The sequence below is a fragment of the Streptomyces griseicoloratus genome, from assembly GCF_014534645.1.
Classification (GTDB): Bacteria; Actinomycetota; Actinomycetes; order Streptomycetales; family Streptomycetaceae; genus Streptomyces; species Streptomyces griseicoloratus.
This window is the reverse complement of the sequence record NZ_JACVQF010000187.1, coordinates 23,472-47,851: the sequence shown is the minus strand read 5'-3', so window position 1 is coordinate 47,851 and position 24,380 is coordinate 23,472. Positions and strand designations below refer to the sequence as shown.

Genomic DNA, 24,380 nt, shown 5'->3' with positions numbered 1-24,380 from the left:
CCGCCGCGATGGCAGACGATCCGGACCTGATTGCCCGGCTGCGTGCCACGACGCCGCCCCTCCAGGAGCTGTTCCGCCGTCCCGCCGACGCCCGCGCCGGCACCGACGACCTGCCCGCCGTGCGCGCGGCACGGGCCGCGGGTGCCCGACGCACCCTGCCCGCAGGCCAACAGGCCCGCCGCGCCGCACTGGAGGCCCAGGCGAGGGCCGCCGGGTTCGCGTCGACGGCCGACGCGATCGACGCGACACGGACCGGGCGAACGCGGCTCCATCGATCCACACGTCATCACTGACCAAGCGGAGTCCGCGCCGAGGCAAGCCGGGTTCGACCTGTCCAAGAGAGCCCAAGCCCTGGTGCGCGAGATCGAAAGCTTCCTTGCCCACCTGGACCACACAACCGACGTACCGCGATGCTGACGCTCAGCGCTTCGCGCCCGCAGGCAGGAGAGTCTCTGTAAACCACCTCGCGCAAGGCCTTCACGATAGGAAGGCCAGACGACTCGTTGACGCGGCGGCCGCCCCGACCAGGGGCGGCCGCCGCTGCTTCTGCAGTGAAAGGACGTCTAATCCGGTCCTGCGTCCCCCCGCCGACTCCTACGGACCTCATCGCTGCTTCCCTGCCGACTGCCACGCCAGTCGGTGTAAAGGTCAGTGACGATGACGGCGACAGACGCCAAGAACGCGGACTGGGCGTCGTGCAGGGCGAGGACCGTGCCGGCCGTGAGAACCGCCAAGAAGACAACGAGGTCCTGAGTCCGATTGCTGCGCATCTGAAGTCTCCGTTCACGATCAGTACGACATCTGTGACGATGTGCACCACGCTCGCGAACAGCCGATTGTTGCGACAGGTTCAACGGCGTGGCCGAACAGGCGGCAACACCCACCACAACACGAGAGGGAGAGCAGCTGGTGTCGGGAAGTCTCGAGCCGCGGGAAGACCGTCGCACGCCTGAGGAAGCTGCCCTCGCTGATCAGCTGTGTGCGCTGTTTGACAGCCTTGGCATCTCCTACCGTCGGTATGCGGCTGGCCGCCCGTATGACCACTCCACGGTCTACCGCTACCTCAAAGGGGAGCGTCCGCCCACATGGGGCTTCATCCACGACCTCCTCTACGCGGTTGCTGAGGCGCAGGGGACCGTACCGACGGCTGAGGCAATCGGGCTCTTCCGAAAGCTGCACAACGATGTGCTCAGGGCCGGGAACAACCCGCAGCACAAGGTGTTGTTCCTCGAGCAACAGCTAGCCGAAGCCCACAGAAGGGCCCGCCAGGCCGCGGTCAGAGAGCAATACCTCGCTCAGGCGGTGGAAGAGCACCAGAACCGCATCCGGAACCTGGAGATTGGCCACCGAGAGCTCGAAGCCACAGCAGCCGCAGCGGCTTCTGAGGCCGAGGACGAGCGAGCCCGGCTCATTGCCGAAATAGAAGAGCTGAAGGCCAAGCTGGCACGGACCCGCCAGCTCCACCAGCAGGCGGAAGAACGCTGCAACCAACTGGAACAACAGCTTGCCGAATCCGAAGCTCAAGCCCGGCTGACGTCACCCGCCCCCTCGACTGCGGGCGGCGAGACGGACGACGAGTGGAAGGACGCGGAAAATGTAGCAGCCAGCATCATCCAGGCTGCCAAGCGGGAGGCCGAGGAGCATCGGACCAAGGCACAGGAAGAGTTGCGAGAGCTGCAACGCAGGAAACGAGTCCTGGACGAAGAGCTGTCCCGCAACCTACCGCGCCCTGGTGCACCGCTGCCTCCACGCCTGCTGATGACGAACGAGGCGGGCTTCTCCTCAGCGTCAGACGGCAACGGGCCCGACGGGAGTCCCGACGACTGGTCCGGCGTTCTGGTCGCAGGCAGGTACCGGCTGGAACGCGAACTCGGACGCGGTGGGATGGGACGTGTGTGGGAGGCGTTGGACACCAAAACGAACCGGACAGTGGCCTTGAAAGGGCTGCGGGATGTTCAGGACTCCGATGAGCGTGACGAGTGGGTGCGACGGGCACAACGTGAAGCGCAAGCACTCAGCCGGGTCGAACACCAACACGTCGTTGGGTTCCACAACGTGGTCGAGGAGAGCGGCCAGGTGTGGATCGCAATGGAGCGGTTCGCGCCACGCACGCTGGGCGACGTGCTGCGTGAGCAGGGACCGCTGACGGTGATGCATGCGACAGACATCGGGCTCCAGGTTCTCCGCGCGCTGAGGGCGGTACATGAGGCTGAAGTCCTTCACCGCGACGTGAAGCCGGACAACATCCTGTTCCACGCTGACGGAAGCGCACTGTTGATGGACTTCGGGATCGCCACGTACAAAGGAGCCCCCCGAGTCACCCAGGTCGGCCAGGTCATCGGTGCGCTGGAGTACCTGGCGCCAGAACTCGTCAGCATGGACCCAGAGGATCGGCGCCCGGCCTCGGAGGCCTCTGACCTGTGGTCTCTGGGAGTGACGCTGTACGAGATGGTGGAGGGCAGACGGCCTTTTGAGGGAGTGAATGACTACGAAATCCTGCTGGCTCTGCGAGAAGCGCAGATTCCGCCCATGCAGTTCGCCGGTCGCCTCGCCGCGCCGATCAGGGCTCTGCTCCACAGAGACCCGGCTCGGCGTCCGAACGCCGAAGCAGCGGAGAAGCTGCTGGAACTCTCTCGCTACACGAGCACCCCTCCTCGCGGTCTACTCCTAGACAGGATTGACCGAGGGCCGAACGAGTCCTCACGGCGGCCGCAGCAGAGAGACTCCATTGGATCCAGCGGACTCCTCGACTGGTGGTCGCGCTTCCGACGCCGCTCCAGCCAGTAGCGCGAGCCTCGGACGCAAGGCGCCCCCTCGCCGGGCCGAGCAAGATTGCGTCTTACGGCGGGGAAGGAACGGGCGGGTGCGGTGTGCGGCCGGGGGATCGGGCCGGTCCTGTCTGTGGTGTTGCGCGTCGGCGCCTCCGCGCTCCGCGCCGGACGAGCCGGCGCACCAGCAGGGGTCAGGGCGCCGGCCGGGCGCAGCCACGCGGGCAGATGGCAGGGCGTGGGCTGCGCCGTCTGCTGGGCGGCCCGTGGTCCCCGCGTCGTCCCCGTGGTCCTGGTCGCAGCGCGAGCGCTACGCCGCCGTGAACCAGCCCGAGGCACCTCGGCGGCTCGGCGCGCTGACCACCGCGCAGGCCGAGGCCGAACTCGCCCAGACTGCCGACTCCGGCCTCGCGCAGCTCGCGATGCCAGACCTCATCCCGCACGCCGCGCCCCGGCCGACTGGCGTACCCCGGCTTCCCTGGCCGCGCTGACCACGCCAGGCCCGCCCGTTCCGGTGCCCGTATGGCCGTGACGGCGCTTCCGCCCCGGACGGCCGCGACGGGCAGACCGTGCCTACTTACGCAGTGCCGTGATCCTTGCGCCGGACCGGCGTCCGCTTCCCTCGCCCACCGCCGGCTCCACCTTCATGCCTCCGCAGGGTCCTGATCGTTCTGCTCTTGTGCCTGCGCCCAGGTGATCGCCCATTCGTTGAGTGGCTGCAGGGCGTGATTGAGCGCTGCCCCCAGGTGAGTGAGCTCGTAGCCGTCGGCTGAGCGGGCGATGATCCCGTTTGTCGTCAGTTCGCGAAGCCGCTGGTAGAGGACGCTGGATGACAGTCCTTCGCACCGGGCCAGCAGCGTGCGGGCGCCGAGCGGACCCGCACGCAGCTCCCAGAGAATGCGCAGCGCCCACCGACGGCCGAAGAGGTCCATCGCGGCCATGATCGGACGGCCGGTCGTCGATCCACGAACCGGTGTTCCTGGGCGCGGTGTCGGCATGACCCTCCTTGTGTTTCGTTATTCGAAACACTAGCATCCGTGCCGTGTTTCGGATTTCGAAACAACCTCAACGGGAGCGCCGATGTCGCGAATAGCCCTGCTGGAACCGCCGTACACCGACGAGGCCGGCGCGCTGCTCGCGCGCATGATGCCCGGGGACGTGCCGCCGATCGGGCTGTTCCGGATGTTCGCCAGAAACCTCCCCATGGCCGGCGCCATGCACGGATGGGGGCGCTATGAGCTGGGCCGACAGCTGACCCTGACCATGAGGGAGCGCGAGATCGCCATCGACCGGACATGCGCGCTGTGCGGCTGCGAGTACGAGTGGGGCGTGCACATGATGACGTTCGCCGAGCGGGTCGAGCTCACCCGCGAGCAGGCGGCATCCCTGGTGCACGGCGGCCCCGCTGACGCCTGCTGGACGTCCGAGCGGGAACGGCTGCTCATCCTCGCCGTCGACGCGCTGCACGAGCGTTCCGACATCGATGACGCGCTGTGGACACGACTCGTGTCGGTCTTCGACGAGCTCCAGCTGCTCGATCTGCTTCTGCTGTGCGGGTGGTACCACGCCGTCAGCTTCGCCGCGCGCGCCACGCGCATGCCGCACGAGCCCGGCGCGCCTCGCTTCGCCGACTTCCTCCCCACCACGACCGCGACCAACCGGTGAGCACTACCCGGGAGCGCTCAAAGGCGCGGCTGCTGGTCCCCTCGCTGATGTTCATCGCTCTGGTCGTGGCGGCGGTCGCCAGCCTCGGGACACCGCTCATCACCAGCGTGGCGACCTCGTTCCACGTCTCGCTCGGCAGCGCGCAGTGGACGCTGACCATCGCGCTGCTCAGCGGCGCCGTCGCCACGCCGGTCCTGGGCCGGCTCGGAGCCGGCCCGCACCGGCGGGCCACGATCCTCGCCACGCTGGCGGTCGTCGTCGCCGGCAGCGCGCTCACCGTGCTGCCGCTGCCGTTCGCGTGGCTGCTGGCCGGCAGGGCGGCCCAGGGCGTCGGGGTCGGGCTGACGGCGCTGATGATGGGCGTGGCCCGGGACCACCTCCCCGAGGAGCGCAGCGCGGCCGTGATCGCCCTGATCTCAGTGGTCTCCATCATCGGGGCCGGCGTCGGCTACCCGCTGGCCGCACTGCTCGCCGAGCTCGGCGGGGTACGGGCCGCCTACGGCCTCGGCCTGGTCGTCACCGCGGCCGCCCTCCTGACCGCTTGGCGCTCCATGCCCGAAGCCCCCGAAGGCCGCTCCGCCCACGTGGACGTGGCAGGCGCGGTCGTCCTGGCCGCTGCGCTGCTCCTGGTGCTGTTCCTCGCCGGCGAACGGAATCTGTGGAGCCGGCACCTCGCCGTGGCGGCGGTCCTCGCCGTCGCCGGGGTGGTGCTGCTCTGTGTCTGGGCCGTCATCGAGCTGCGCAGCACGACGCCCCTGGTCGATGTGCGGGCGGTGCGGCACCCGGCGGTCGCCGGGGCGAACCTCGCCATGTTCGTCGGCGGGATCGGCATGTACCTCCTGCTCACGCTCATCACCCGGTACGCGCAGACGCCGCACGGCGCCGGCTACGGCTTCGGGCTGACGACCTTCGTCGCCGGGCTGGTCCTCATCCCGTTCTCGGTGCTGGGGTTCGTTGCCGGCAAGCTCACGCCGCGGGTCCGGACGCGGATCGCCGACCCCCTGCTCCTGGCCGGCAGCGCCGTCGTGGTCGGCGGCGGGTTCGCCCTGTTCGCGGCGGCCCGGTCGGACCTGGCCGAACTGTTCGTGGCGATGGGCGTGCTCGGCTTCGGCGTCGGCGGCTTCTCCGCCGCGATGCCCGGCGTGATCCTGGCCGTCACCCCCAAGAGCGAGACGTCGAGCGCCATGAGCTTCAACTACGTCGTCCGCAGCGTCGGGTACTCCCTGGGCAGCGCCATCGGCGGCCTGATCCTCGCCGCAGGCACCGGCCCCGGCCACCTCTTCCCCGACGACAGCGCCTACACCACCGCGGCGCTGGTCGGCATCGGCGCCATGGCGATCACGACGCTGACAAGCCTCGCTCTCGCCCGCCGGCGCTCGTCCGAGACCAACCCGTAAGTCAGATGCACTCATCCCAACACTGGAGATTCCATGCCCAAGGGCTACTGGGTCAGCGTCTACCGCACCATTTCCGACCCTGAGAAGCTGGCTGCTTACAACAATCTGGCCCGCCTGGCCGTCGAGGCCGGGGGCGGCCGGGTCCTCGTCCGTGGCGGTCGGGTCGTGGAGCATGACGCCGGAATCGCCGAGCGCACCGTCCTGATCGAGTTCGACAGCTTCGAGCAGGCCGTCGCGGCGCGCGAGAGTGCGGCCTACCAGGAGGCGCTGGTCGCCCTCTCCGACGGCGTCGAGCGCGACTTCCGCATCGTCGAAGGCATCGACTGACTGGCCGGCGAAAGCGTGTACAACGGGCTCATCCAGTGGCCCTGCGGCCCCGGCAAGGAGAACCAGGAGTTCAGGTTCGTTCCCCGCGGAGGCGACCGGTACGAGATCCGCACCGGGTACGGGAACTGGTGCGTGACCGCGGCAGGGGCGACAGACGGTGCGCGGATGGAGTTCCATCCCTGCGACGGCGGGGTGAGGCAGCAGTTCTTCATCGAGTGACCCGCACACGCCCAAGAGGGGCCCGCGGCCGGTGGCCGCGGGCCCCTGCCGCGTACCTCTGTATCCCGAAGGCGCGCGAACCCGGCCGGCGCGGGCGGTGCCGGGGCTCGCGGTCGTGGCGGGAGGGGGGCAAGTGCGGCGCGGCCTTTGCCGGACTTGCTCGGCACCCATGGCCGCCTGAGGAGAACTTCTTCCGCTCGCCTCGCTCGGCGGGGTGGCGGTCGCTGACCGCCGTCGGACAGGTCCTGAGCGCCACGGCGGCAGACGGTGCGAGGGTCACTGCCGCCATGGTGAGCTGCGCCGCGCGCAGGGCCGGCCAGGAGGAGAGCGTGCCAGCGCCAGTGCCGTAGTCACCTCGTACACCCGGCGATACCCGGCGATCCGCAACTGGATCAGTAACAAAGCGTTGTGAAACTATGACTCTGCGTGAGGCGGTGCTGTTTGCCGGCTGTCTGGAGAGGGCCGGTGCGAACGCGGTGCCGGGCCGGTCACGCGGCACAAGAATTGAGAGGATTGCAGAGAGTGCTTCTCTAACCGACATTGTCACTGGCGACCGCATGCTCAGCGACGCTTTCCCGATCAAAACCATCGACGGCGTCGCCTGGGAGGTCGACGGCGAGACGGACCAGGCCGGGGACGGGGCCTCGTGGGTCGGTGACTTCGTGCGCGACTTCCGTCTGAGCCCGGCCACCTTCGACAAGAAGAGGTACCTGACTCAGCTGCGGGGTTACATGGGGGCGGTGAAACGAGCCCTTGCGGAATCGGGCGCCACCGAGGACGAGATCGCGGCGTTCGAGAAGGGCGCCTCGGCCTACGCCAAGAAGATCACCGCGAACTTCGCGCACTACGAATTCTGGACCGGTGAGAGCAACCACCCCGACGGCATGGTGGTTCTCCTGGCCTACCGTGATGACGACACCCCGTACTTCACCTTCTGGCAGCACGGGCTGCAGCGACACGAAAACTAGCGCTCGGCGCCACAACCCGTTCTCGTGACAGGCCGGGTCACCGCGCTCGGCGAGGACAGCGCAGCCGCCGGTACACCTCGGCGCGGGCGCTCTTCGAAGGCTTTGGCAGCAGGGAAGGTCATGGCCGGGATGCCGGCGGAGCCGCGGTTGGCGGCCTGCAGGACGCAGACGTCCTGGAGGCCGCCGGTGAGCCCGCGCCAGGGGGGCAGGGCCGGCGCGGGCTCCGGCGACGGCGGCCATGGACACACACCAAGTCCCTCGCCGGCGTGGAGGCGGCGCTCGGCGGCGAGAAGGCGGTCGCAGTTGGATCCGGCATTTTCCATGCCCTGCCGACTGAGCCGTGTCCTTTCCGGACGCGCCGTAGTTCTGCCTGGTGATCACCGTGTGCGCCGTGGCGCCGCGGACCCGAAGAGCACGGCGAACCCGATGACTGAAAGACCCCCACGATGAGTGATGAGCAGGACGAGTTCACTGTGGTGCTGGTGGACGCAGGACGTAACAAAGTCAGCGTCATCAAGGCCTTGCGGGAACTGACCGGCCTCGGCCTCGCGGAGGCCAAGGAGATGGCAGACCAGGTGCCCACCACAGTGCTGGAGGCCGTGGACGAGGAACGGGCCCAGCGGGCCAAGCTGAAACTGCAGGCAGCCGGAGCCACGGTAGAACTGAACTGATCGCCCCGGCCGACCACGCCCCCCGTTGTGCTCGAGAAGGCCATCATCGAGACCCGCTGACACTCAACCCACGATGCGGCTCGCCTCCCGAAGCAGGCAGCCGAACATGCCGCTCGCTACACCAGGGAAAGGCAGAGCGGCATGCCCTCGTCGAAGACGCCCCGGCATCAAGGTCGACGGGGGTGCAGCTCCCGCCCTCGCACAGCATCATGTCGCACTCCTCGTGGTGTTCCCGCACCGGCCGCTTCGCCGGAACCGCCGCCGCTCGGTGCGGGCCGCGGGGCCGGTGGCGCCTCGGCGGGCTCGCCGGGCTCGGCGGCCGGCACCGCGCCCGCCCAGGCCACGCCGAGGGCGGCGAATACGGCGAGTGCGGCGCGCTGCTCGGGGGTGAGCTTGTCGCGCCGCTGCTGACATCCCGGCAGATGCGGGCCTGGGCGGACGGAGAGCACAGGAGCAGGGTCCCGGACGACCGCTGGTGCAGCCACGGACGGATGGCGGGTCGGTTGTCAGTTCGGGGCGGTGGGGCCGCGGTAGGGGAGGGTCTGGCTGTAGACGACGCTCGTGGTGGTGCTGCCGAAGCCGGCGAGTTCGTCCATGAGGGTCTCCAGGTGTTCCATGGAGGTCGCGGCCACCTTCAGGGTGTAGCAGTCGTTGCCGGTGGTGCGCAGGCACTCCAGGATCTCCCGTCGTTCAGCGAGGAGGCGGCGCAGCGGTTCGTGGCGGTTGCCCGGATATTTGAGGCGGACGACGGCGAGGACGGGGTAGCCGACCTTGGCCAGGTCGATCTCGGCACGGTAGCCCGTGATGACGCCCAACGCCTCCAGATTGCGGACGCGTTCGGTGGTGGCCGATGGGCTGAGGTTCACGCGGCGGCCCAGTTCGCTGAGGGAGATGCGGGCCTCCCGTTGCAGCTGTTCGATGATCGCCCAGTCGACGTGGTCAAGATTCCCGGCCATGCGGCGAAAGTACCAACAAAATCACGGAGAAGCACCAGCTACGCAGGGAGTTTTCGGTTCCGTGCGCCATGATCACCGGGATAGCCTCGGGCCATGCAACTCGGCGTCAACGTACCGAATTTCGGCCCGGGAACCGATCCCGGCATCCTGCGTGAATGGGCGCGGCTCGCGGAGGGCCTCGGCTTCGGCACCCTCATGGTGTCGGACCATGTGGCGGTCACCCCGGACGTGGCCGAGCGGTACCCGGAGCCGTTCTACGAGCCGTTCACCACCCTGTCGTGGCTGGCCGGTCTCACCACCACGGTGCGGCTGGGCACGACCGTGCTCGTCCTGCCGTACCGGCATCCCCTGTTGGTGGCCCGCATGGCTGCCAACCTCCACCAACTGAGCGGCGGTCGCTTCGTCCTCGGGGCGGGCGTCGGCTGGGCCCGGCAGGAATACGAGGCGCTGGGCGTGCCGTTCACCGCGCGTGGCCGGCTGACGGACGAGTGTCTTGGCATCCTCCGGGAGGCCAGGGACGCGGGGCGCCAGGAGGGCGACGTTCCCGTCTGGATCGGCGGCCACAGCGAGGCGGCCCTGCGGCGCGCCGTGAGGTTCGGTGACGCCTGGCACCCGCTGCGGCTCTCCCTCCCCCACATGCGCGCGGTCCTGCGACGGCACGCGCTGCCGGGGTTCGCGCCCCGCATCGCCCTGCGCGTCACCAGCGCACCGGTCGACGCCTCCGACCGGCTCGCCGGCGTCGGCACCGTCGAACAGATCCTCGACGATCTCGACCAGTTGCGCCTGCTGGGCGCGGACACCGTCGTACTCGACCCCTACCACGGAGACCCGGAAGAGACCCGCCGGCCCGACGCGGCATGGCGGGCACTCACCACCGTGGCCACCCACTGGAGCACTCGATCATGATCACCTCGGCCGACGAGGCCCTTCTGCGGCGTGCCATCGGCATCGCCGCCCACGCGGTCACCCTGGGCGACGCGCCGTACGGTTCCCTTCTGGCCGGACCGGACGGCACCGTGCTCGCGGAAGCCCACAACACGGTCCGGCGGGACAACGACATCACCGCCCACCCGGAACTGAAGCTCGCCCGCTGGGCGGCCCGCGAACTCGCCCCGGACACGGCTGCCCGTACCACCCTGTACACCAGCTGCCAGCCGTGCGGCATGTGCGACGGCGGCATCGTCCGCTCTGGCATCGGCCGGGTCGTCTACGCGCTGTCGACCGAGCAACTCGTCGCGCTCAACCCGCCGTCGGGCGCCTGGCCGACGGTGCCGCACGACGGTCCGGCCCTCCACGACGAGGCGCGCGACCCCGTAGCGGCCTATTACCGGCCCACCCGGTGACCACGACCGGCAGTCCGTCCGGACCCGAAGGCGACAAGACGGGAACAGCGACGATGCACGTCGTACGACTGCACGCCATCGGCGGGCCCGAGCACCTGGCTCACGAAGAGGTGACCCGGCCGGAGCCAGGGCCGGGCGAGGTGCTCGAGCGGGTGTACGCGGCCGGCGTCAACCCGCCGGACCTCTACGCACGCCGCGGCTTCGACAACGTTCCGGCCGGCCTGGACGCCGCCGTTCGCCCTGGGCAGCGACGTCTCCGGCGTGGTCGCGGCCCTCGGCCCGGGTGTCACCACGTGGCATCCGGGCGACGAGGTGTTCGGCCTGGTCAACTTCCCCGGCCGCGGATCGGCGTCCCGTCCGGGGCCGCGCTCAGGTCGACCAGCAGGCCGCGATCGACGAACCGCCGGACGACGAACGACGTCACGTAGCCCTTCCCGCCGATCGCGTTCGGCGTACCGCGCCTCGGCCATCCGGTCCGCCGCCGTGCCCCCGGAGGCGGAGCGCTTCGGCGCGAAGCGGGCCGGGGCGACGGTCGTCGAGATCGAGAGCGCCTCGCACGCCGTGGCCCTCTCCCAGTCGAAGGCGGTCGCCGAGCTGAATCCGCGATGCGGTCCGCGCGACCAGCTGAGCCGGCTCCGCGAACGACCGCGCGGCGCCTCCCCCCTCCCGCATCGCGTCCGCGCGGTCCCGCCCGCCCTGCGCGCGGACGGCGGGCGGTTCAGCTGATCCGGTCGTACCGGCCGAGGAACCGGAAGGCGCCGTCCTTCACCTGGTACAGGAAGTACACGGCGTCCGGTTGCAACGCGAGCGCGTGGGTGTCTTCGAAGCGGAGCGTCTTGGCGAGGCCCCGGTAGGTGAGGGTGAAGAGGCGCTGTGCCACGGCCCCCGGTGCGCTGTCGGCCGAGCCGCCCAGTGACTCCAGGGCCCGTGCGACCAGCCCCACCGCGTCGTACGCCTCCGGGGCCCAGCGGCCGGGTGGGGTGCCGTAGGCCGTGCGGTGGGCGGACACGAACGCCGGGGAGACGCTGCCGGGGTCGGTGAAGGGGGTGCCGAACAGCCACCCCTGGGCGGCCGGTCCGGCCTGCTGCAGGAAGGGCTGGCGCATGATGTGCCAGGTGCCCAGCCGTGGCCCGGTGAAGCCCGCGTCCGCGAGGGCACGGGCGCAGCGTGCGGCGCGCTGGGGCGACGTCCCGCTGAAGACGACGCCCTGTGCCCGGGCGGCGAGGGCGGCACGAACGGCGGGCCGGAAGTCGTCGCTGCCGGCGGCCACGGAGTGCACGCTGGTCGCGCCCTCGTGGGGCGGGTCCTGTGTGAGGGCGCTGGTGAGGTCGGCACCCACCTGGCCCGCGGCCCGGTCGTCGATGACGGCGGTGCGGTCGAGTCCCTTGGCGGTCAGGTACGTGATGAGCGGAAGCGCCAACTGCCGTTCCGGGCCCCGGGTGATGCAGAGGGTCCGCAGCTCACTGGTGTCGAGTCGCGGATCGTCCGCGGAGATCAGCACCATGGCGGTGCGCGCGGCCTGGTAGCGCGGGCCCGCGGCGAGCGCGGCGGCGGTCGTGCCGGGGGCGAGGACCGCGCTCACCCCGGCCTGGATGAAGCGATCGGCCGCCTGCCGGGCCCGTGCGGCGACGCCGAGGTCGTCGTAGGTGTCGAGCGCGAGGCGGAAGGTGATGTCCGCACGCGCGTTGTGGTGCGCCACGGCGAGGCGTGCCCCGCGCTCCTGAGCCACGCCGTCCGCCTTGTTGGTGCCGGTGAGATCGGCCTGGAAGCCGAGGGTGTGCACGGGCAGGCCGCTTCCGGAACCGCCACCGGCCCCGCGTCCGGCCGCCAGGTACGCCGCGGTCCCGCCGCCGACCGCGACCACGGAGGCTGCCGCGCTTGCCATGAGCAGGACGCGCCGCCGGGTCGGTGGCCGGGGGCCGGCCGGGTCGGTGACGGCTTCTCCACCTGCCGGCCGTCGGGAGGCGGGGACGTCCACGGCTCGCGCGGACCCTCCTGATACGGGGACGTCCACGGCTCGCACGGACCGCCGGGGTGCGGGGAGGTCCAGTGCGCGCGCGGACCGTTCGGCGACCAGGCGGAGGACAGCGGGCGGCAGCCAGTCCTCGTCCTGCGCTTCGGGAATGCCCTGCGCCAGCGGGGTCCTCGGGTCTCGCAGGGCGGCCCCGACCTGCGTGGCCGTCGGGCGCCGTGCGGGGTCCTTGGCCAGGCAGGCCGCGATCAGCGACCGCAGGCCGTCGGGCACGCCCGTCAGGTCCGGCTCCTCGTGCACCGTACGGAACAGGACGCCCGCCGCATGCCCGGCGCCGAACGGGCGCCGTGCCGAGGCCGCGTACGCCAGGACGCAGCCCAGGGAGAAGACGTCGCTCGGCGGACCGACCTCCTCCGCGCGGGCCCGTGCCTGTTCCGGCGAGAGGAACCCGGGGGTGCCCACGACGGCGTCGGGCGCGGTGAGCGCGGTGGCGCCGGCGGTGTGGGCGATGCCGAAGTCGATCAGCCGGGGGCCGTCCAGGCCGAGCAGGACGTTGCCCGGCTTCACGTCCCGGTGCACCAGCCCTGCCGCGTGGACGGCGGTCAGCGCCTCGGCCAGCCGAAGGCCCAGGGTCCGTACCGTCGCGACAGGCAGGGCACCGTGGCCGTCGACCGCCTCGGCCAGGGCGGGACCGGGGACGAACTCGGTGGCCAGCCAGGGCTTGCGGGCCTCCGGGTCGGCGGCCACGACCGGCACCAGCCGGCGGCCGGTCAGGGCGCGCATGGCTCTCACCTCGCGCCGGAAACGGGTGCGGAAGGCCGGATCCGCCGCGTGCTCGGCGCGGATCACCTTGAGCGCGACCAGCGTTCCGCCCGCGCTGCGCGCGAGGTAGACGACGCCCATGCCACCGGCGCCGAGCCGCGCCAGCAGCCGGTGGCCGCCGACGTCCTCGGGGTCGTCCGCCATGAGCGGACGCATCAGAGAGCCGCCTCGCCCGCGTAGGCGTACCGGCCGCCCTTCACCTCGTAGCGGAAGACGTCGTACCCCTTGAGTATCCGGTTCTTGTCGAACGCGTACGTCCGCACGAGTCCCTTGTAGGTGCCCTTCGCCAGCAGGCCGTACAGCCTGGTCCGGGAGGGCCGGCCACCCGCCTGGGCGACGCGGGTGATGACCATGCGGGCCACGTCGTAGGCCTCCGCCGCCCAGTACGGGGGCGCGGAGCCGTAGCGCCGGCGGTAGGCGGTGGCGAAGCTCCGCACGCGTGCGGCCGCGGGGTCGATGTACGGCGCGAAGATCTGCCAGCCTTCGGCGGCCGGACCCGCGGCGGTCAGGAACTCCTGGTCGGCCGCCGGGTAGCCGAGGATACGGACGCCGGTGAAGCGCTGTTCGGCGAGAGCACGGGCGACGGCCGCCGCGCGTGCCGGTGTGCCGGTGTAGACGAAGCCGTCCGGCTCGCGGGCGAGCATCTGCGCGACCACCGGGGCGAGATGCCCGGCCAGTCGTGGGACGACGCGTGGCTCGGCCGGGATCTCCATGACGCCGAGGGACTGGAAGGTGGTGTGGCCGAGCTGCCAGGCCGCGATGCCGCCGTCGCGGTCGATCAGGACGCCCGCGCGCTTGGCGCCTGCCTTGCCGAGCTGGAGGGCGATCAGCGCGGGCGACACGCCGTACCCGGGGACGGCCTGGAGGAAGTGGCGGGGCTGCGAGGTGCCGTACGCCTCCTGTGCGGAGGAGGCCGTGAGCTGTGGGACGAGCTCGGCGTCGTACGTGTCGAGGCTCGCGCCGGTGGTCCGGTCGCCGGTGGAGCCGATGACGGCGAGCAGGTCGCGGTCGGCGGCGAGGACCTGGGCGGTCCGGGCGGCGCGGGTTTCGTCGCCCCCGTCGTCGGCGACCTTCAGGGTGAGCGTGAACGGCTTGTCGTCGCGGGCGTTGAACTGCTCGACTGCCAGGCGGACGCCGCGTTCCTGGGCCTGCCCGACGGCTCTCTGCGGGCCCGTCAGGTCGGCCTGGACGCCGAGCACCCAGCGGCGGGCGGCGGGTGCGGGGTCTTCGTTGCGGCGGCTCGCCCAGAAGGCCGCGCCGCCGCCCGCGGCGAGCAGGGCCGCGCCGCCGAGGAGCAGGAAGCGGCGGCGGCTGCCGGTGCGCTGTGACGCCTCCCCGGGAGCTTCCGTCGGCCGCTCGTCCGCCCTCGCGTCGAGGGCCGTCGCCTCGATGTCCGGCAGGGCGAGCATCGCGGCGGAGCGGTCCGCGATGAGTCGTAGGACGTCGTCGGGCAGCCAGTCCGAGGTGTCGGCGGGAGTGTCCTCGCCGAGCGCCTCGTCCACCTCACGGGCGGTGGGCCGGTTGGCCGGGTCCTTGGCGAGACAGCGCTCCAGCAGCTCGCGCAGGCCGTCGGGGAGCCGGTCGAGGTCGGGCTCGTCGTGCACGGTGCGGTAGAGAAGGGCGTCCACGGCTCCGGTGCCGAAGGGCGGGCGGCCGGTGGCGGCGTAGGAGAGGAGGCAGCCGAGGGAGAAGACATCACTGGCCGGGGTGGCGGGGTGCGCTCGCGCCTGTTCCGGTGCCAGGAAGCCGGGGGTGCCGACGACCATGTCGGCCGAGGTGAGGGCCGTCTCCTCGGCGGCGCGCGCGATGCCGAAGTCGATCAGGCGGGGGCCGTCGACGGCGAGGAGGACGTTGCCGGGCTTGACGTCGCGGTGGACGAGTCCCGCGTCGTGCACGGCGGTCAGCGCCCGGGCCAGCATCCGGCCGAGCACACGTACCCCGCGCGGCGGCAGCGGACCACAGGCGGCGACCGCCTCGGCGAGCGAGGGTCCGGGCACGAACGCGGTGGCCAGCCAGGGCGCGGGCGCGTCCGGGTCGGCGCCGGTCACCGGCACGGCCCACGGGCTGTCCACGCGCCGTGCGGCGGCGACCTCACGGCGGAACCGCGCGCGGAACTCGGGCTGGTCGGCGTACTCCGGCAGGATCACCTTGACGGCGGCCAGCTCCCCGGACTCCGCACGGCCGAGGTAGACCACGCCCATGCCGCCCGCGCCGAGCCGTGCGAGCAGACGGTGCCCGCCGATCCGGGCCGGGTCGGAGGGGGCGAGCTGCTCGGTCATCGGCGGCTGTCCTTCGTGACGGTGGACTCGGACACCGAGGGCGAGCCGGTACCGGCCGGGGTGTCCCGCTCGATCGCGTGCCGGAGGCTGACGCGCATCCTCGTGTGCGGGTCCCTCAGCCGGTCGAAGAGGTCGGTCTCGGACCAGCCCTTGGCGCCCTTGGCCGAGACCGCGACGGTGAACGGGCCGATGCGGGTCTGCTCCCAGACGTACGGGTAGGGACCGCCGAGCCGGTCGCTGGTGTAGGCGCCGGTCTCGGTCAGGGTGTCGTCGGCGTAACCGTTCCCAAAGTCGCCGAGGGCGTTCGGGACGTCGGTCAGGCCCGTGAGCACCTCACCCGAGCGCAGCAGTTGGGAGGGGCAGCGCATCATCTCCTCCAGCACCTCGGCGTTCTCCCAGTCGGCCTGCTCCGCGGTCCGGTGCACGGTGACGACGGCGCTCAGCGTGAGCGACCCCCGGCCGCCGCTCGCCGGGACCTCGTAATGGCGGGTCACAGAGGCGAGGACGTCCTCCGGGAGCGCCCGCTGCTCCCAGACGCAGTCGTCCCCGAGCACCGCCCAGCGCCGCGGGTCGCTCTCGTACGGGCTGCGGCGGACCGTGTCCGGGCCGAACGCGGAGGGCTGCGCGAGGACATCGCGGACCAGGGCAGCGGCCTGGTCCTTGGTCGTCGGCAGCTTGGCCGGGTCGATGTCGACCACGGCGGTCGGCGAGGGACTGGCGCTCACCGCGCCCTGGTCCGTCGTCCCGGCCGCTGCCCCGCGGGGCCCGTCCCCACCGGAGCTACAGCCGGCCAGCAGCGCGCCGCACACCGCCATGGCGCAGCAGAGCCGCGCCGTCACCCCTCCCAGCACCACACGCCCCCCAGGCATCGCTGGACCGTCCGTCCGCTCATGCTAGGCAGCAACTTGGGTGTACCGGCCGGCGGTTGACGATCGTGGCCCAGCTGTGCCACGGCTGTCACACAGTCCCTGCCGCGCAGCTGCGGGAGATGATCGCCCGCGGCGAGTACCGGCCCGACGCGCCCTTCACCACCCGGCGGGAGATCTGTGAAAGGTTCGAGGTCAGCATGGGTACCGCGGTCCGGGTCCTCAACGAACTGGTTCAGGAGGGCGTCCTGGTCCGCCGGCGCGGCCGCGGCACCTTCGTGGCCGAGGCGGCGATGAGGACCGGGGTGGCGATGGGACCGGGGCGGTCCCCGGCCCTGCGCGGGGCCGCGCGGCTGCCCCAGCGCGCCCTGGCCGAGGCCGTTCGCCCGGACGGCCGGATGCGGCCGAGGGGAAACGGAAGCGCACACGGGAGTTGGGCGAGAGGTTCGGCCTTCGGTGAGTGGTGGAGCTCGGGTGAGTCTTCAGATTCCTCGCCGAACCCTTGTCCCTCACCTGCCACATCTTCGGCCCTATGACACAACGGCAGCGGACAGCAGCGCGCCGTGCGTCGTTCATGGCGTTCCTCGTTCGGTGAGCCGATGCCATGCGGTTCCCTGAGCGAAGCTCAGCCGCAGATCGAGACCAAAGTCTTACTCGTCCAGCGGTGTCGGAGACTTTTGGCCGATGTCTGTCCCGGGTGTGGCCTGCTGAGCTTGATGGGAGAGCGAACAGGACTGACCCGCAGTGAGAGGACAGGCCGAGAGAGTGAGAACGACGATGGTCAAGCGTGAGCCTTCCGTCACCGTGCGGCTGCCCCAGGCGTGGCTGTGGGCCGTCATCCTGGGCGGGGCCGCGATCGGCCTCGGTGCCGCGTTCGCCGTGGGTCCGCTTGCCGACTGGTTGATCAGTCGTTTCGACGGCGCGCCGGGTCCGCTCAGGCTGGCAGCCGCGCTGCCGCTCGTGTGGGCCATACCGGTGCTGACGCTTGTCGGTGGTGTGGCCGGTGCGTTGGTGGCGGGCACGTGGCACGACGAGAACCCCGTGATCGAGGTGGGTGCCGACAGTGTGGTCGTCCACGACGCCACCGGTGGCCGCCACGTCGAACGGGCCCGGATCGCGGAGGTGTTCACCGACGGCCGCGAGCTGGTGCTGCGCGATACCGATGGCCGGGAGCACGTCCGCACCCGGGTGGACAGCGGCCTCGCCGGCCGTCTGCAGTCCGCTTTCGAGCAGCAGGACTATCCCTGGCGCGGCACCGTCGACCCCCACGAGGCCGACTACACCACCTGGGTCGACAACGTGCCCGGCCTCGACGAGCGCGCCCACGCGCTGCTGCGGAAGCGGCAGCGGGCGCTTGCCGACAACCGGACCGGTGCCGCTGACGAGGCGCACGAGGAACTGCGTGCGCTGGGCATCAGCGTGCGCAACCGTGGCAAGGTCCAGCAGTACCGCAAGGTGTGAGCCAGGAGTTCCGACGGGACTGTACGTGGTGCCGCCACCGCCTCGTGCCGGCCTTGCACCGCGCGGAGCACAACCGCCTCCCGCTCCGGGAACGCACCGGCAGCGGCCGGGAGCAGGTCGTCGCCGTGGCCGGCCGGCGCCAGGCCAAGCGGCGCGGGAGTCAGCCGCGCTTGCCTCTTTCCGGCGGCATGGCCTCAAGGAGCCCGATTGCCTGGGTGACGTCCTTGCGGCTGCCGCCGGCCAGGGCGGCGGCAGCGAACCCGCCTCAACGATCGTTTGCAATTGGTCAACGATCGTTGAAATCAGCGGTGAAGGCGCGTACGGTGCCGTGCACGGCAGCCTTTGATCAGAGCCCTGGGAGTACGTTGGTGGACCGTGCCCCGTCACTGCCCGAGACACTCGAGTACCTTGAGGCGCTCATCGAGGAGCGGCGACTGAAGCGATCGGACCTGCTCGACCTCAAGGGACTCGCCGCCAGGACAGCTCTGCCCGAACAGACAATCCGCAATCTGCTCGAGGGCGGCAATCCTCCCGCCGACACCGTCAACGAGCGGGTCCGCGCGCGCATCAAAGCCCTCTCCGACGCCCATCTGGAACGCACCGGCCGGCGCATGTCGGACCTGGCCGGCAGCATCTCTCGACAACTGGGGGTCTCCGCCTTCTGGGCACGTCAGGTCTGCGCCGGGGACAAGATGCCCAGCGTTGAACTCTTGCACGGCTTGGTCGACTACTTCCACGTCGACGGCGGAGAGGCGTTCTTCACCGCCCCGGCGCCCGAGGCCCTCAACCGCGCACTGCTGTCCATCGCTGCCGCGTACCAGCCGCTGCCGGAAAAGACGGCGGCCGCGAGCGACCCCCTGGCCGCGGTACAGGACCAGTTCGACGACGTTCGCGGCATTGCCCTCCGACAGGCCCGCGCCCTGCCACCGGAACGCTGGAACGTCCTGAACGCCACCCTTGAAGCACTGCTGGAACTCGACGAAAGCGAAGGAGACCAGTGAGCACGGGACCAAGGGCCATGCGACAGCTGAGTGCCCGGCTTGTCCGCCACATGCGGCTGCCCGCCGGCGACGAAGACGTCATGTCCGCGATAGGCAGGGCACTCACCCACGTACGAGGACGACCCGTGCGGTTACGCAACACAGCCTTCCCCCTGGGGATGGCCAGCGGGCTGTGGGTCGACCGCACGAGCCACGATCTGATCGCCTATGAAGAAAACACCGACCCCGAGCACCAACTCGTGATCATCGGACACGAGGCATGGCACATGTTCCAGGGGCACTGCAGCAGCGCCACGGCCCACGGACCCGCAGCCTCCCGCGCTGCCGAGGACAACGACATGACAGGCGCCCTGGCAGAACTCGTGGCCGCGGTCTCCCGCGCGGACGACATGAGCCTGCCTCCCACCGCCCCCATGGACGCCGCCCTGCACTTCGCCGCCCGCTCCGATGCCCGCCAAATCGAAGAAGAGCTCGACGCAGAGCGCTTCGGATTTCGGTTCGCCACAGACGTGCAGGCTGCCCTCACAGAGGCCCGCACATCCGGCGATACGCACAACCTGGCCGGTCGTATCCAGGCCTCCATGGCACACCGCGTCCGCCGAACCTGATCAATTCGGACAACCAGCCCTGCACCTGTTCCCGAGAAGAGAACCAGCAAGGTGACATCCGGAACCAGCAATCTCGGCTTCTACGCCTGCGGGACCATCCTCCTGCTGGTCTGTGCTGCGAAGATCCCCGCGCTGGTCCGCAGACGGCGCGACATGCTGCTGCGCGCGGCTTGCCTGCTGCTCTTCGCCGCAGGCTGTCTCATGATTCTCGCCGCCCCGGATTCCATCGTCGCGCTCAACCGGACCACCGGGATAACCAACATTGCAGCTCCCGTCGTATACACGACGACGATCGCATTCTCGGGGGCAAGCCTTCTGCTGATCATCAACTGGCGGCCGGCCCCTCCAGAACAGACCCGGCGCGCGACACGCCTGTGCGTGACCGCCTACAGCCTCGCCGTCCTCGCTGTCATCGCCCTGTTCTGGCTAGGGAATGCTCCCGTGGAAGAAGTCACGCTGTTCGATGCCTACTACGCGAACACCCCGTACATCAGAGAGATGATCGTCACCTACCTGGTCTCACAAGGCGTGGCGATGATGGCCGCGAGCACGCTGTGCTGGCGTTGGTCGAAAGAAGTCCACGGCTCGCTGAGAGCAGGCCTGCGCATCCTGGCCCCCGCCTACCTGATCATCGTGTGCTACGACGCCATCAGGCTGATTGCCGTGACTGCCCGGTGGACGGGTCACAACCTGGACTTCCTGGTCGACGAGGTCACGCCCCCGTTGGCCGCTCCGGCCTCCATGCTCGGCGCCATCGGCTTCGCCGTCCCGCTGGTCGGCCCGCGCATCGCCGAGACCGCCCGGACCATGCGGCAACTGCACCAACTCACCCCGCTGTGGCGGACTCTGCGTGACGTCCCCACGCCGGGCGCCATCCGCTCCTCGCTGCCCTGGTGGCAAACTCCTCCCGCAGTGCTCCTGACCGCGCGGAAAACAGCACTCTACGACGCCATCCGCGCCCTGAGCCCCCACTGTGACCTCGCCGTACGCGAGAGCGCCTACCGAGCTGCACTCAGCGACGGAGCCGAAGAGGCCTCAGCCTCAGCCACCGCAGACGCGGCCATGATCCTTGTCGCTCTCGAGCGACAGCGCACCAAACCCGCACCGCAGTACGAAGCCTCGCCATGGCGCGCGGGGGACCTTGTCCCGCTGTCCCAGGCGCTCACCTCACCCGTTGTCAGAACTCTCCAGGAGCAGCACGTGCGCCCGCAGAAAGCAGCCCGCCATGACTGAAGCCACCCGCCGGAACCCCACCCGCGTTGTCGTCATCGGGGGCAGCATTGCCGGCATGCTCGCTGCAGCCGCCGTGAAGGACCACGCCGACTCCGTAGAGATCATTGAGGCCCACGAGCTGCCCGAAGGACCCGAACCGCGGACCGGAGTCCCACAGGCCGTCCACATCCACTTCCTGCATGCCGGCGGCGCCGAGGCCATCGAAAGCCTCCTGCCCGGCACCACCGACCAGCTGCTGGCCGCCGGCGCCAACCGCATACCCATGACCACCAACATGGTCATCTACTCACCTGAAGGCTGGTACCGGCGCTGGCAGCGCCCCACACACTTCATGATCTCCGCAAGCCGAGACCTCACGGACTCCATCGTCCGGGAACAGGTCCTCAAAGACCCCCGGGTCAGCGTCCGCACCAACACCAAGGCCGTCGCACTGCGCGGAGACCACCGAACCGTCACGGGCGTACGGATCCACACCGCCGACGGCACACAAGCGGTACTTGACGCCGACCTCGTCATCGACGCCTCCGGCCGCGCCACCCGCACCCCTCAATGGCTGGCTGAGCTGGGCATCACCGGCCTCGCCGAGAAGCGCATCGACTCCGGTCTCGTCTACGCAAGCCGCTTCTACCGCGCTCCCGTCCCCACGCGCGACTGGCCCATGGTCGGGGTACAAGCCGACCCCGGCCTGCCCCAGCCCGGAAAGGCGGGGGGCATCCTGCCGATCGAAGGCGACCGCTGGCACGTCAGCCTGATGGGCGCTCCCGGCGGACAACCACCCCGCGAGGCAGGCGCCTTCGAGGCCTTCGCCCGAACCCTGCGCCACCCCGTCCTGGCCGACCTCCTCGCACTCGCCGAACCGCTCACCGACGTCAGCGTCACCCACAGCACCGCCAACCGGCGCTACTTCTACGAACGGCTCAAGCACTGGCCAAAGGGACTGGTGGTGCTGGGCGATTCCGTCGCATCCTTCAATCCTGTCTACGCCCAGGGCATCTCGGTGGCCGCACAAGGCGCCCTGGCCCTGCGGGGCGTGCTCGCCAGCGGCCTCGCCCACGGCCTGGCCCGCCGGGCCCAGCAGGCCATCGCACGCCCCGTCAACACCGCCTGGACCCTCGCCGTAGGACAGGACATTCACTTTCCCACCACAACGGGCGCCAGCCCGAACCTCGCCGACCGCCTCCTGCACCGCTACGTCAGCCGTCTTTCCCGCACGGCCACCGGCTCCTTCCACGCCGCAACGGCCCTTACCGACGTGCTCGCCCTGCAAGCCCCGCCCACGTCTCTCGTCAAGCCCCGAGTGCTGCTGACAGCCCTTGCCGGCCCCCTGCGCCCGCAGCTTGAACAGCCACAGTTCACTCCGGCCGAACGCAGACTCCTCGATAGCCTCCACAAGCACGCCGCATCCCCGCAGTAGAAGGTGCAACCCGCTCACTGGCAGCGGCAGCGCGGCTCCGCACCCGGGCGCCATGTCGGATGAGGGCAACCCAGGCTGCGGCCGGTGGGGAAGGCGAGGCGGCCGAGTGCGTCGTGCAGCGCGTGCAGTTGGCCGTGGCGCGCGACCGCGGCGCCACACGGCGGCCGGGCCGGAGGCTGCCAGGAACGGGCCGGGACGGGGAAGGCGTCCCCTAGCTGCTTGCCGGAAATGAGGCGCGGTGGTGACGATGACCATCGTGCCGGGCGCGGTGGCGGCTCCGGCCAGGCGACGAGCCGTCCGGCGATCCAGGTGTTGTGTTCGACGCAGGAGGTGACGAACGTGTGGTGCTCGTCGACCTCGACGGCGACGGTGCGGGTGGCGGGCAGCTCCTGCGCCGACGATCACCCGCTGACGGGACCGTTCACGGCGGAGCCGCCGGAGCGGAGGGCCGGGCCCGTGGTCGTGACCTCGGTGACGTCGAACGGGAGGTGGCCCCGGCTTCGACGAACGGGGTGAGTGCGTCGGGGTGCGGGACGTCCGGGGCTGGCAGTCTCGTACCAACTGGCAAACCTGCAGCTCAGAGCGAGATCCACAGTCAACTTCACTTCGACGGGACAGTTCTGGCAACGCCGGTGCAGGCCAGTCACTTCGTACCGCACGTTCACCGCTGTCGGTTACAGGGCGGTGGCGGCGCGGACCAGTCCCGCGACTGCCGTTGAACGACTGTGTGGGGGCCAGGCGATGACCGTGGTGACGTGGGTGGCGTCGGTGACCGGTACGGCGGTGAGGCCGTCGCGTAGGCCTGTGCGGCCTGACTCCGGGACGACCGCGCAGGCGCGGCCGAGGGCGATGAGCTGGGTGAGCTGCGTGTGGTCGCGTACCTGCGGTCCGGGTCCGTCCGGGAAGGTGCCGTCGGGGCGGGGCCAGCGGGGCAGGGGCAGGTCGGGAATGGCGGTGACCTCGGCGAGCCGCAGGTGGGGACGGGTGCTGAGGGGGTGACCCGCGGGGAGGATCGCGACCTGGCCCTCGGAGTGCAGGTCCTCGGTGTCGAAGCCGGCCGTGTCGTCGAAGGGCCGGTGCAGCAGGGCTACGTCGGCCCGGCCGGTGCGCAGCACCGTGACCTGCTCGCCCGGCCCGCACAGCAAGACGTCGACGTCGACGGCGCCGGGCTCGGCGGCGTAGGCGTCGAGGAGCTTGGCCAGCAGTTCATCGGAGGCGCCCGCCTTCGCGGCCAGGACCACGGCGGGGCGGCCTGTCGCGGCGAGTGCGGCCCGGCGGGTGCGCCGTTCTGCAGCCTCGACGGCGTCCAGCGCCGCCCGCGCCTCCCGCAGCAGCACCGCCCCGGACTCGGTCAGGACGACGCCCCGGCTGCCTCGCTCCAGCAGAGGGGCGCCCAGGCGTCGTTCGAGCCCGGCGATCGCCCGTGACAGCGGGGGCTGGGCGATTCCGAGCCGCTGCGCGGCCCGGCCGAAGTGCAGCTCTTCGGCGACCGCGACGAAGTACCGCAGCTCACGTGTCTCCACCCCGCCAGCCTAACCGGCCCGGCCAGGAGTGATACCCAGGCGGTATCGCCGCCCACCCGGTCGGTCTTGGACTCCCTGCCCGGCGGGGGAGAAACATCGGTGTCATGACTGAGACGAACACCGTGAACCACCCCAAGGTCGCGCTGGTGACCGGGGCCAACAAGGGCATCGGGTACGAGATCGCCGCCGGGCTCGGCACCCTCGGCTGGACGGTCGGGGTCGGCGCGCGGAATGAGGAACGGCGCGAGGCCGCCGTGGACAAGCTCCGCGCGGCTGGCGCCGACGTGTTCGGCGTGCCGCTGGACGTAACCGACGACGCGAGCGTGACCGCGGCGGCCCGGCTGATCGAGGAGCAGGCCGGGCGGCTGGATGCGCTCGTCAACAACGCCGGCATCACCGGCGGTATGCCGCAGGAGCCCACCATGGTCGACGTGGACCGGGTACGGGCGGCCGTGGAGACCAACGTGATCGGCGTCATCCGCGTCACCAACGCCCTGCTGCCGCTGCTGCGCCGCTCGCCGGCGCCGCGGATCGTGAACGTCTCCAGCAGCGTCGGCTCCCTCACACTCCAGACCACACCTGGAGCCGAGACGGGCCCCATCTCCATCGCGTACGCCCCGTCGAAGACGTTCCTCAACGCCGTCACCGTGCAGTACGCCAAGGAACTGGCCGACACGCACATCCTGATCAACGCCGTCTGCCCCGGCTTCACCGCGACCGACCTGAACGGCTTCCGGGGAGTGCGCACCCCGCAGGAAGGCGCAGCCGCCGCGATCCGGCTGGCCACCGTGGAGGGCCACGAGCCCACAGGCCGCTTCTTCGACGACGAGGGAGAGGTGCCCTGGTGACGAACGGTCTGCGCGCGCCGTTCCGGGGAGATGGCGCAT

Annotated in this window: 24 protein-coding genes and 1 pseudogene; 19 read left to right on the top strand and 6 right to left on the bottom strand. The window is 70.8% G+C overall.

Features of this window, described 5'->3' with window-relative positions; genetic code table 11:
• Positions 1–8 precede the first annotated feature (8 nt).
• The 3 genes from H0H10_RS13890 (at position 9) to H0H10_RS13880 (ending at position 3,259) form a co-directional block, all read left to right on the top strand.
• Positions 9–293 carry a hypothetical protein gene (locus H0H10_RS13890; RefSeq protein WP_188181239.1) on the top strand — a complete coding sequence of 95 codons (285 nt, stop codon included), beginning with the start codon at positions 9–11 and terminating at the stop codon, positions 291–293.
• Between the two features lie 565 nt (positions 294–858).
• Entirely contained in the window at positions 859–2,787 is a 1,929-nt protein-coding gene (locus tag H0H10_RS40965; RefSeq protein WP_309141788.1) for a serine/threonine-protein kinase, read from the top strand.
• A gap of 247 nt (positions 2,788–3,034) precedes the next feature.
• A complete protein-coding gene (locus H0H10_RS13880; RefSeq protein WP_223179857.1) occupies positions 3,035–3,259 on the top strand; it encodes a hypothetical protein in 225 nt (74 codons plus the stop codon).
• Between the two features lie 153 nt (positions 3,260–3,412).
• Here H0H10_RS13880 and H0H10_RS13875 read toward each other — a convergent pair whose 3' ends face one another.
• A complete protein-coding gene (locus tag H0H10_RS13875; RefSeq protein WP_188181477.1) occupies positions 3,413–3,709 on the bottom strand; it encodes a winged helix-turn-helix transcriptional regulator in 297 nt (98 codons plus the stop codon).
• Positions 3,710–3,848: 139 nt separating this feature from the next.
• Here H0H10_RS13875 and H0H10_RS13870 point away from each other — a divergent pair, with 139 nt between their 5' ends.
• The 6 genes from H0H10_RS13870 (at position 3,849) to H0H10_RS13845 (ending at position 8,015) form a co-directional block, all read left to right on the top strand.
• Positions 3,849–4,433 (top strand): carboxymuconolactone decarboxylase family protein, encoded by a 585-nt coding sequence (locus H0H10_RS13870; protein WP_188181238.1) that lies wholly within the window; start codon positions 3,849–3,851, stop codon positions 4,431–4,433.
• Positions 4,434–4,480: 47 nt separating this feature from the next.
• Positions 4,481–5,830, top strand: a complete 1,350-nt coding sequence (locus H0H10_RS13865) for an MFS transporter (protein WP_223179888.1) — start codon at positions 4,481–4,483, stop codon at positions 5,828–5,830.
• Positions 5,831–5,863: 33 nt separating this feature from the next.
• Entirely contained in the window at positions 5,864–6,157 is a 294-nt protein-coding gene (locus H0H10_RS13860) for a DUF1330 domain-containing protein (protein ID WP_188181236.1), read from the top strand.
• A gap of 15 nt (positions 6,158–6,172) precedes the next feature.
• Entirely contained in the window at positions 6,173–6,376 is a 204-nt protein-coding gene (locus H0H10_RS13855; protein ID WP_188181235.1) for an RICIN domain-containing protein, read from the top strand.
• Between the two features lie 416 nt (positions 6,377–6,792).
• Positions 6,793–7,344 (top strand): translationally-controlled tumor protein, encoded by a 552-nt coding sequence (locus tag H0H10_RS13850; protein ID WP_188181234.1) that lies wholly within the window; start codon positions 6,793–6,795, stop codon positions 7,342–7,344.
• Between the two features lie 446 nt (positions 7,345–7,790).
• Entirely contained in the window at positions 7,791–8,015 is a 225-nt protein-coding gene (locus H0H10_RS13845) for a ribosomal protein bL12 (RefSeq protein WP_188181233.1), read from the top strand.
• A 506-nt stretch (positions 8,016–8,521) separates the two neighbouring features.
• Here H0H10_RS13845 and H0H10_RS13840 read toward each other — a convergent pair.
• The gene (locus tag H0H10_RS13840; RefSeq protein WP_188181232.1) at positions 8,522–8,971 is read right to left on the bottom strand and encodes an Lrp/AsnC family transcriptional regulator; all 450 of its coding nucleotides are present in this window, start codon (positions 8,969–8,971) and stop codon (positions 8,522–8,524) included.
• Between the two features lie 93 nt (positions 8,972–9,064).
• On the opposite strand from H0H10_RS13840, the gene H0H10_RS13835 reads away from it, so the two are divergent.
• The 3 genes and pseudogenes from H0H10_RS13835 to H0H10_RS13820 form a co-directional block, all read left to right on the top strand.
• Positions 9,065–9,877: an LLM class flavin-dependent oxidoreductase gene (locus H0H10_RS13835; protein ID WP_188181231.1), complete on the top strand. Its 813-nt coding sequence runs from the start codon at positions 9,065–9,067 to the stop codon at positions 9,875–9,877.
• Entirely contained in the window at positions 9,874–10,314 is a 441-nt protein-coding gene (locus H0H10_RS13830) for a nucleoside deaminase (RefSeq protein WP_188181230.1), read from the top strand. Before H0H10_RS13835 ends, H0H10_RS13830 begins: the two co-directional genes overlap by 4 nt.
• A 480-nt stretch (positions 10,315–10,794) precedes the next feature.
• A pseudogene (locus tag H0H10_RS13820) lies at positions 10,795–10,942 on the top strand (alpha/beta hydrolase); the annotation flags it as partial.
• Positions 10,943–11,032: 90 nt separating this feature from the next.
• On the opposite strand, the gene H0H10_RS13815 reads toward H0H10_RS13820, so the two are convergent.
• The 3 genes from H0H10_RS13815 to H0H10_RS13805 are packed head-to-tail and all read right to left on the bottom strand — an operon-like array spanning position 11,033 to position 16,112.
• Positions 11,033–13,264: a bifunctional serine/threonine-protein kinase/ABC transporter substrate-binding protein gene (locus H0H10_RS13815; protein ID WP_188181229.1), complete on the bottom strand. Its 2,232-nt coding sequence runs from the start codon at positions 13,262–13,264 to the stop codon at positions 11,033–11,035.
• Positions 13,264–15,387 (bottom strand): bifunctional serine/threonine-protein kinase/ABC transporter substrate-binding protein, encoded by a 2,124-nt coding sequence (locus tag H0H10_RS13810; RefSeq protein ID WP_188181228.1) that lies wholly within the window; start codon positions 15,385–15,387, stop codon positions 13,264–13,266. The genes H0H10_RS13815 and H0H10_RS13810 overlap by 1 nt, the downstream gene beginning before the upstream one ends.
• A complete protein-coding gene (locus H0H10_RS13805) occupies positions 15,384–16,112 on the bottom strand; it encodes a hypothetical protein (RefSeq protein ID WP_309141787.1) in 729 nt (242 codons plus the stop codon). The genes H0H10_RS13810 and H0H10_RS13805 overlap by 4 nt, the downstream gene beginning before the upstream one ends.
• Positions 16,113–16,321: 209 nt before the next feature.
• Between H0H10_RS13805 and H0H10_RS13800 the strand changes: the two genes are divergently transcribed.
• From H0H10_RS13800 to H0H10_RS13775, 6 genes are all read left to right on the top strand, one after another.
• Positions 16,322–16,789 (top strand): GntR family transcriptional regulator, encoded by a 468-nt coding sequence (locus tag H0H10_RS13800; RefSeq protein WP_309141809.1) that lies wholly within the window; start codon positions 16,322–16,324, stop codon positions 16,787–16,789.
• Positions 16,790–17,030: 241 nt separating this feature from the next.
• Positions 17,031–17,714, top strand: a complete 684-nt coding sequence (locus H0H10_RS13795) for a YqeB family protein (RefSeq protein ID WP_188181226.1) — start codon at positions 17,031–17,033, stop codon at positions 17,712–17,714.
• A gap of 368 nt (positions 17,715–18,082) precedes the next feature.
• Entirely contained in the window at positions 18,083–18,715 is a 633-nt protein-coding gene (locus H0H10_RS13790) for a hypothetical protein (RefSeq protein WP_309141786.1), read from the top strand.
• A 125-nt stretch (positions 18,716–18,840) separates the two neighbouring features.
• On the top strand, positions 18,841–19,323 hold the full coding sequence (locus tag H0H10_RS13785) for a hypothetical protein (RefSeq protein ID WP_188181225.1): 483 nt from the start codon (positions 18,841–18,843) through the stop codon (positions 19,321–19,323).
• A 51-nt stretch (positions 19,324–19,374) separates the two neighbouring features.
• Positions 19,375–20,556, top strand: coding sequence for an MAB_1171c family putative transporter (locus tag H0H10_RS13780; RefSeq protein ID WP_188181224.1), 1,182 nt, complete (start codon positions 19,375–19,377; stop codon positions 20,554–20,556).
• Positions 20,549–21,970: an FAD-dependent oxidoreductase gene (locus tag H0H10_RS13775; RefSeq protein WP_188181223.1), complete on the top strand. Its 1,422-nt coding sequence runs from the start codon at positions 20,549–20,551 to the stop codon at positions 21,968–21,970. The genes H0H10_RS13780 and H0H10_RS13775 overlap by 8 nt, the downstream gene beginning before the upstream one ends.
• 674 nt (positions 21,971–22,644) lie before the next feature.
• On the opposite strand, the gene H0H10_RS13770 is transcribed toward H0H10_RS13775, so the two are convergent.
• Complete coding sequence (locus tag H0H10_RS13770; RefSeq protein WP_188181222.1) at positions 22,645–23,493, bottom strand: LysR family transcriptional regulator; 849 nt, start codon at positions 23,491–23,493, stop codon at positions 22,645–22,647.
• A 104-nt stretch (positions 23,494–23,597) separates the two neighbouring features.
• Between H0H10_RS13770 and H0H10_RS13765 the strand changes: the two genes are divergently transcribed.
• Positions 23,598–24,341, top strand: a complete 744-nt coding sequence (locus H0H10_RS13765; protein WP_188181221.1) for an SDR family oxidoreductase — start codon at positions 23,598–23,600, stop codon at positions 24,339–24,341.
• Positions 24,342–24,380 lie beyond the last annotated feature (39 nt).

Bases quoted from the DNA above. Each gene is read 5' to 3' on its own strand.
- H0H10_RS13795 (WP_188181226.1), top strand. From the start codon at position 17,031: ATGGTCAAGCGTGAGCCTTCCGTCACCGTGCGGCTGCCCCAGGCGTGG.
- H0H10_RS13830 (WP_188181230.1), top strand. From the start codon at position 9,874: ATGATCACCTCGGCCGACGAGGCCCTTCTGCGGCGTGCCATCGGCATC.
- H0H10_RS13850 (WP_188181234.1), top strand. From the start codon at position 6,793: ATGACTCTGCGTGAGGCGGTGCTGTTTGCCGGCTGTCTGGAGAGGGCC.
- H0H10_RS13870 (WP_188181238.1), top strand. From the start codon at position 3,849: ATGTCGCGAATAGCCCTGCTGGAACCGCCGTACACCGACGAGGCCGGC.
- H0H10_RS13865 (WP_223179888.1), top strand. From the start codon at position 4,481: ATGTTCATCGCTCTGGTCGTGGCGGCGGTCGCCAGCCTCGGGACACCG.
- H0H10_RS13875 (WP_188181477.1), bottom strand. From the start codon at position 3,709: ATGGCCGCGATGGACCTCTTCGGCCGTCGGTGGGCGCTGCGCATTCTC.
- H0H10_RS13860 (WP_188181236.1), top strand. From the start codon at position 5,864: ATGCCCAAGGGCTACTGGGTCAGCGTCTACCGCACCATTTCCGACCCT.
- H0H10_RS13845 (WP_188181233.1), top strand. From the start codon at position 7,791: ATGAGTGATGAGCAGGACGAGTTCACTGTGGTGCTGGTGGACGCAGGA.
- H0H10_RS13835 (WP_188181231.1), top strand. From the start codon at position 9,065: ATGCAACTCGGCGTCAACGTACCGAATTTCGGCCCGGGAACCGATCCC.
- H0H10_RS13815 (WP_188181229.1), bottom strand. From the start codon at position 13,264: ATGCGTCCGCTCATGGCGGACGACCCCGAGGACGTCGGCGGCCACCGG.
- H0H10_RS13775 (WP_188181223.1), top strand. From the start codon at position 20,549: ATGACTGAAGCCACCCGCCGGAACCCCACCCGCGTTGTCGTCATCGGG.
- H0H10_RS13765 (WP_188181221.1), top strand. From the start codon at position 23,598: ATGACTGAGACGAACACCGTGAACCACCCCAAGGTCGCGCTGGTGACC.
- H0H10_RS13890 (WP_188181239.1), top strand. From the start codon at position 9: ATGGCAGACGATCCGGACCTGATTGCCCGGCTGCGTGCCACGACGCCG.
- H0H10_RS13810 (WP_188181228.1), bottom strand. From the start codon at position 15,387: ATGACCGAGCAGCTCGCCCCCTCCGACCCGGCCCGGATCGGCGGGCAC.
- H0H10_RS13840 (WP_188181232.1), bottom strand. From the start codon at position 8,971: ATGGCCGGGAATCTTGACCACGTCGACTGGGCGATCATCGAACAGCTG.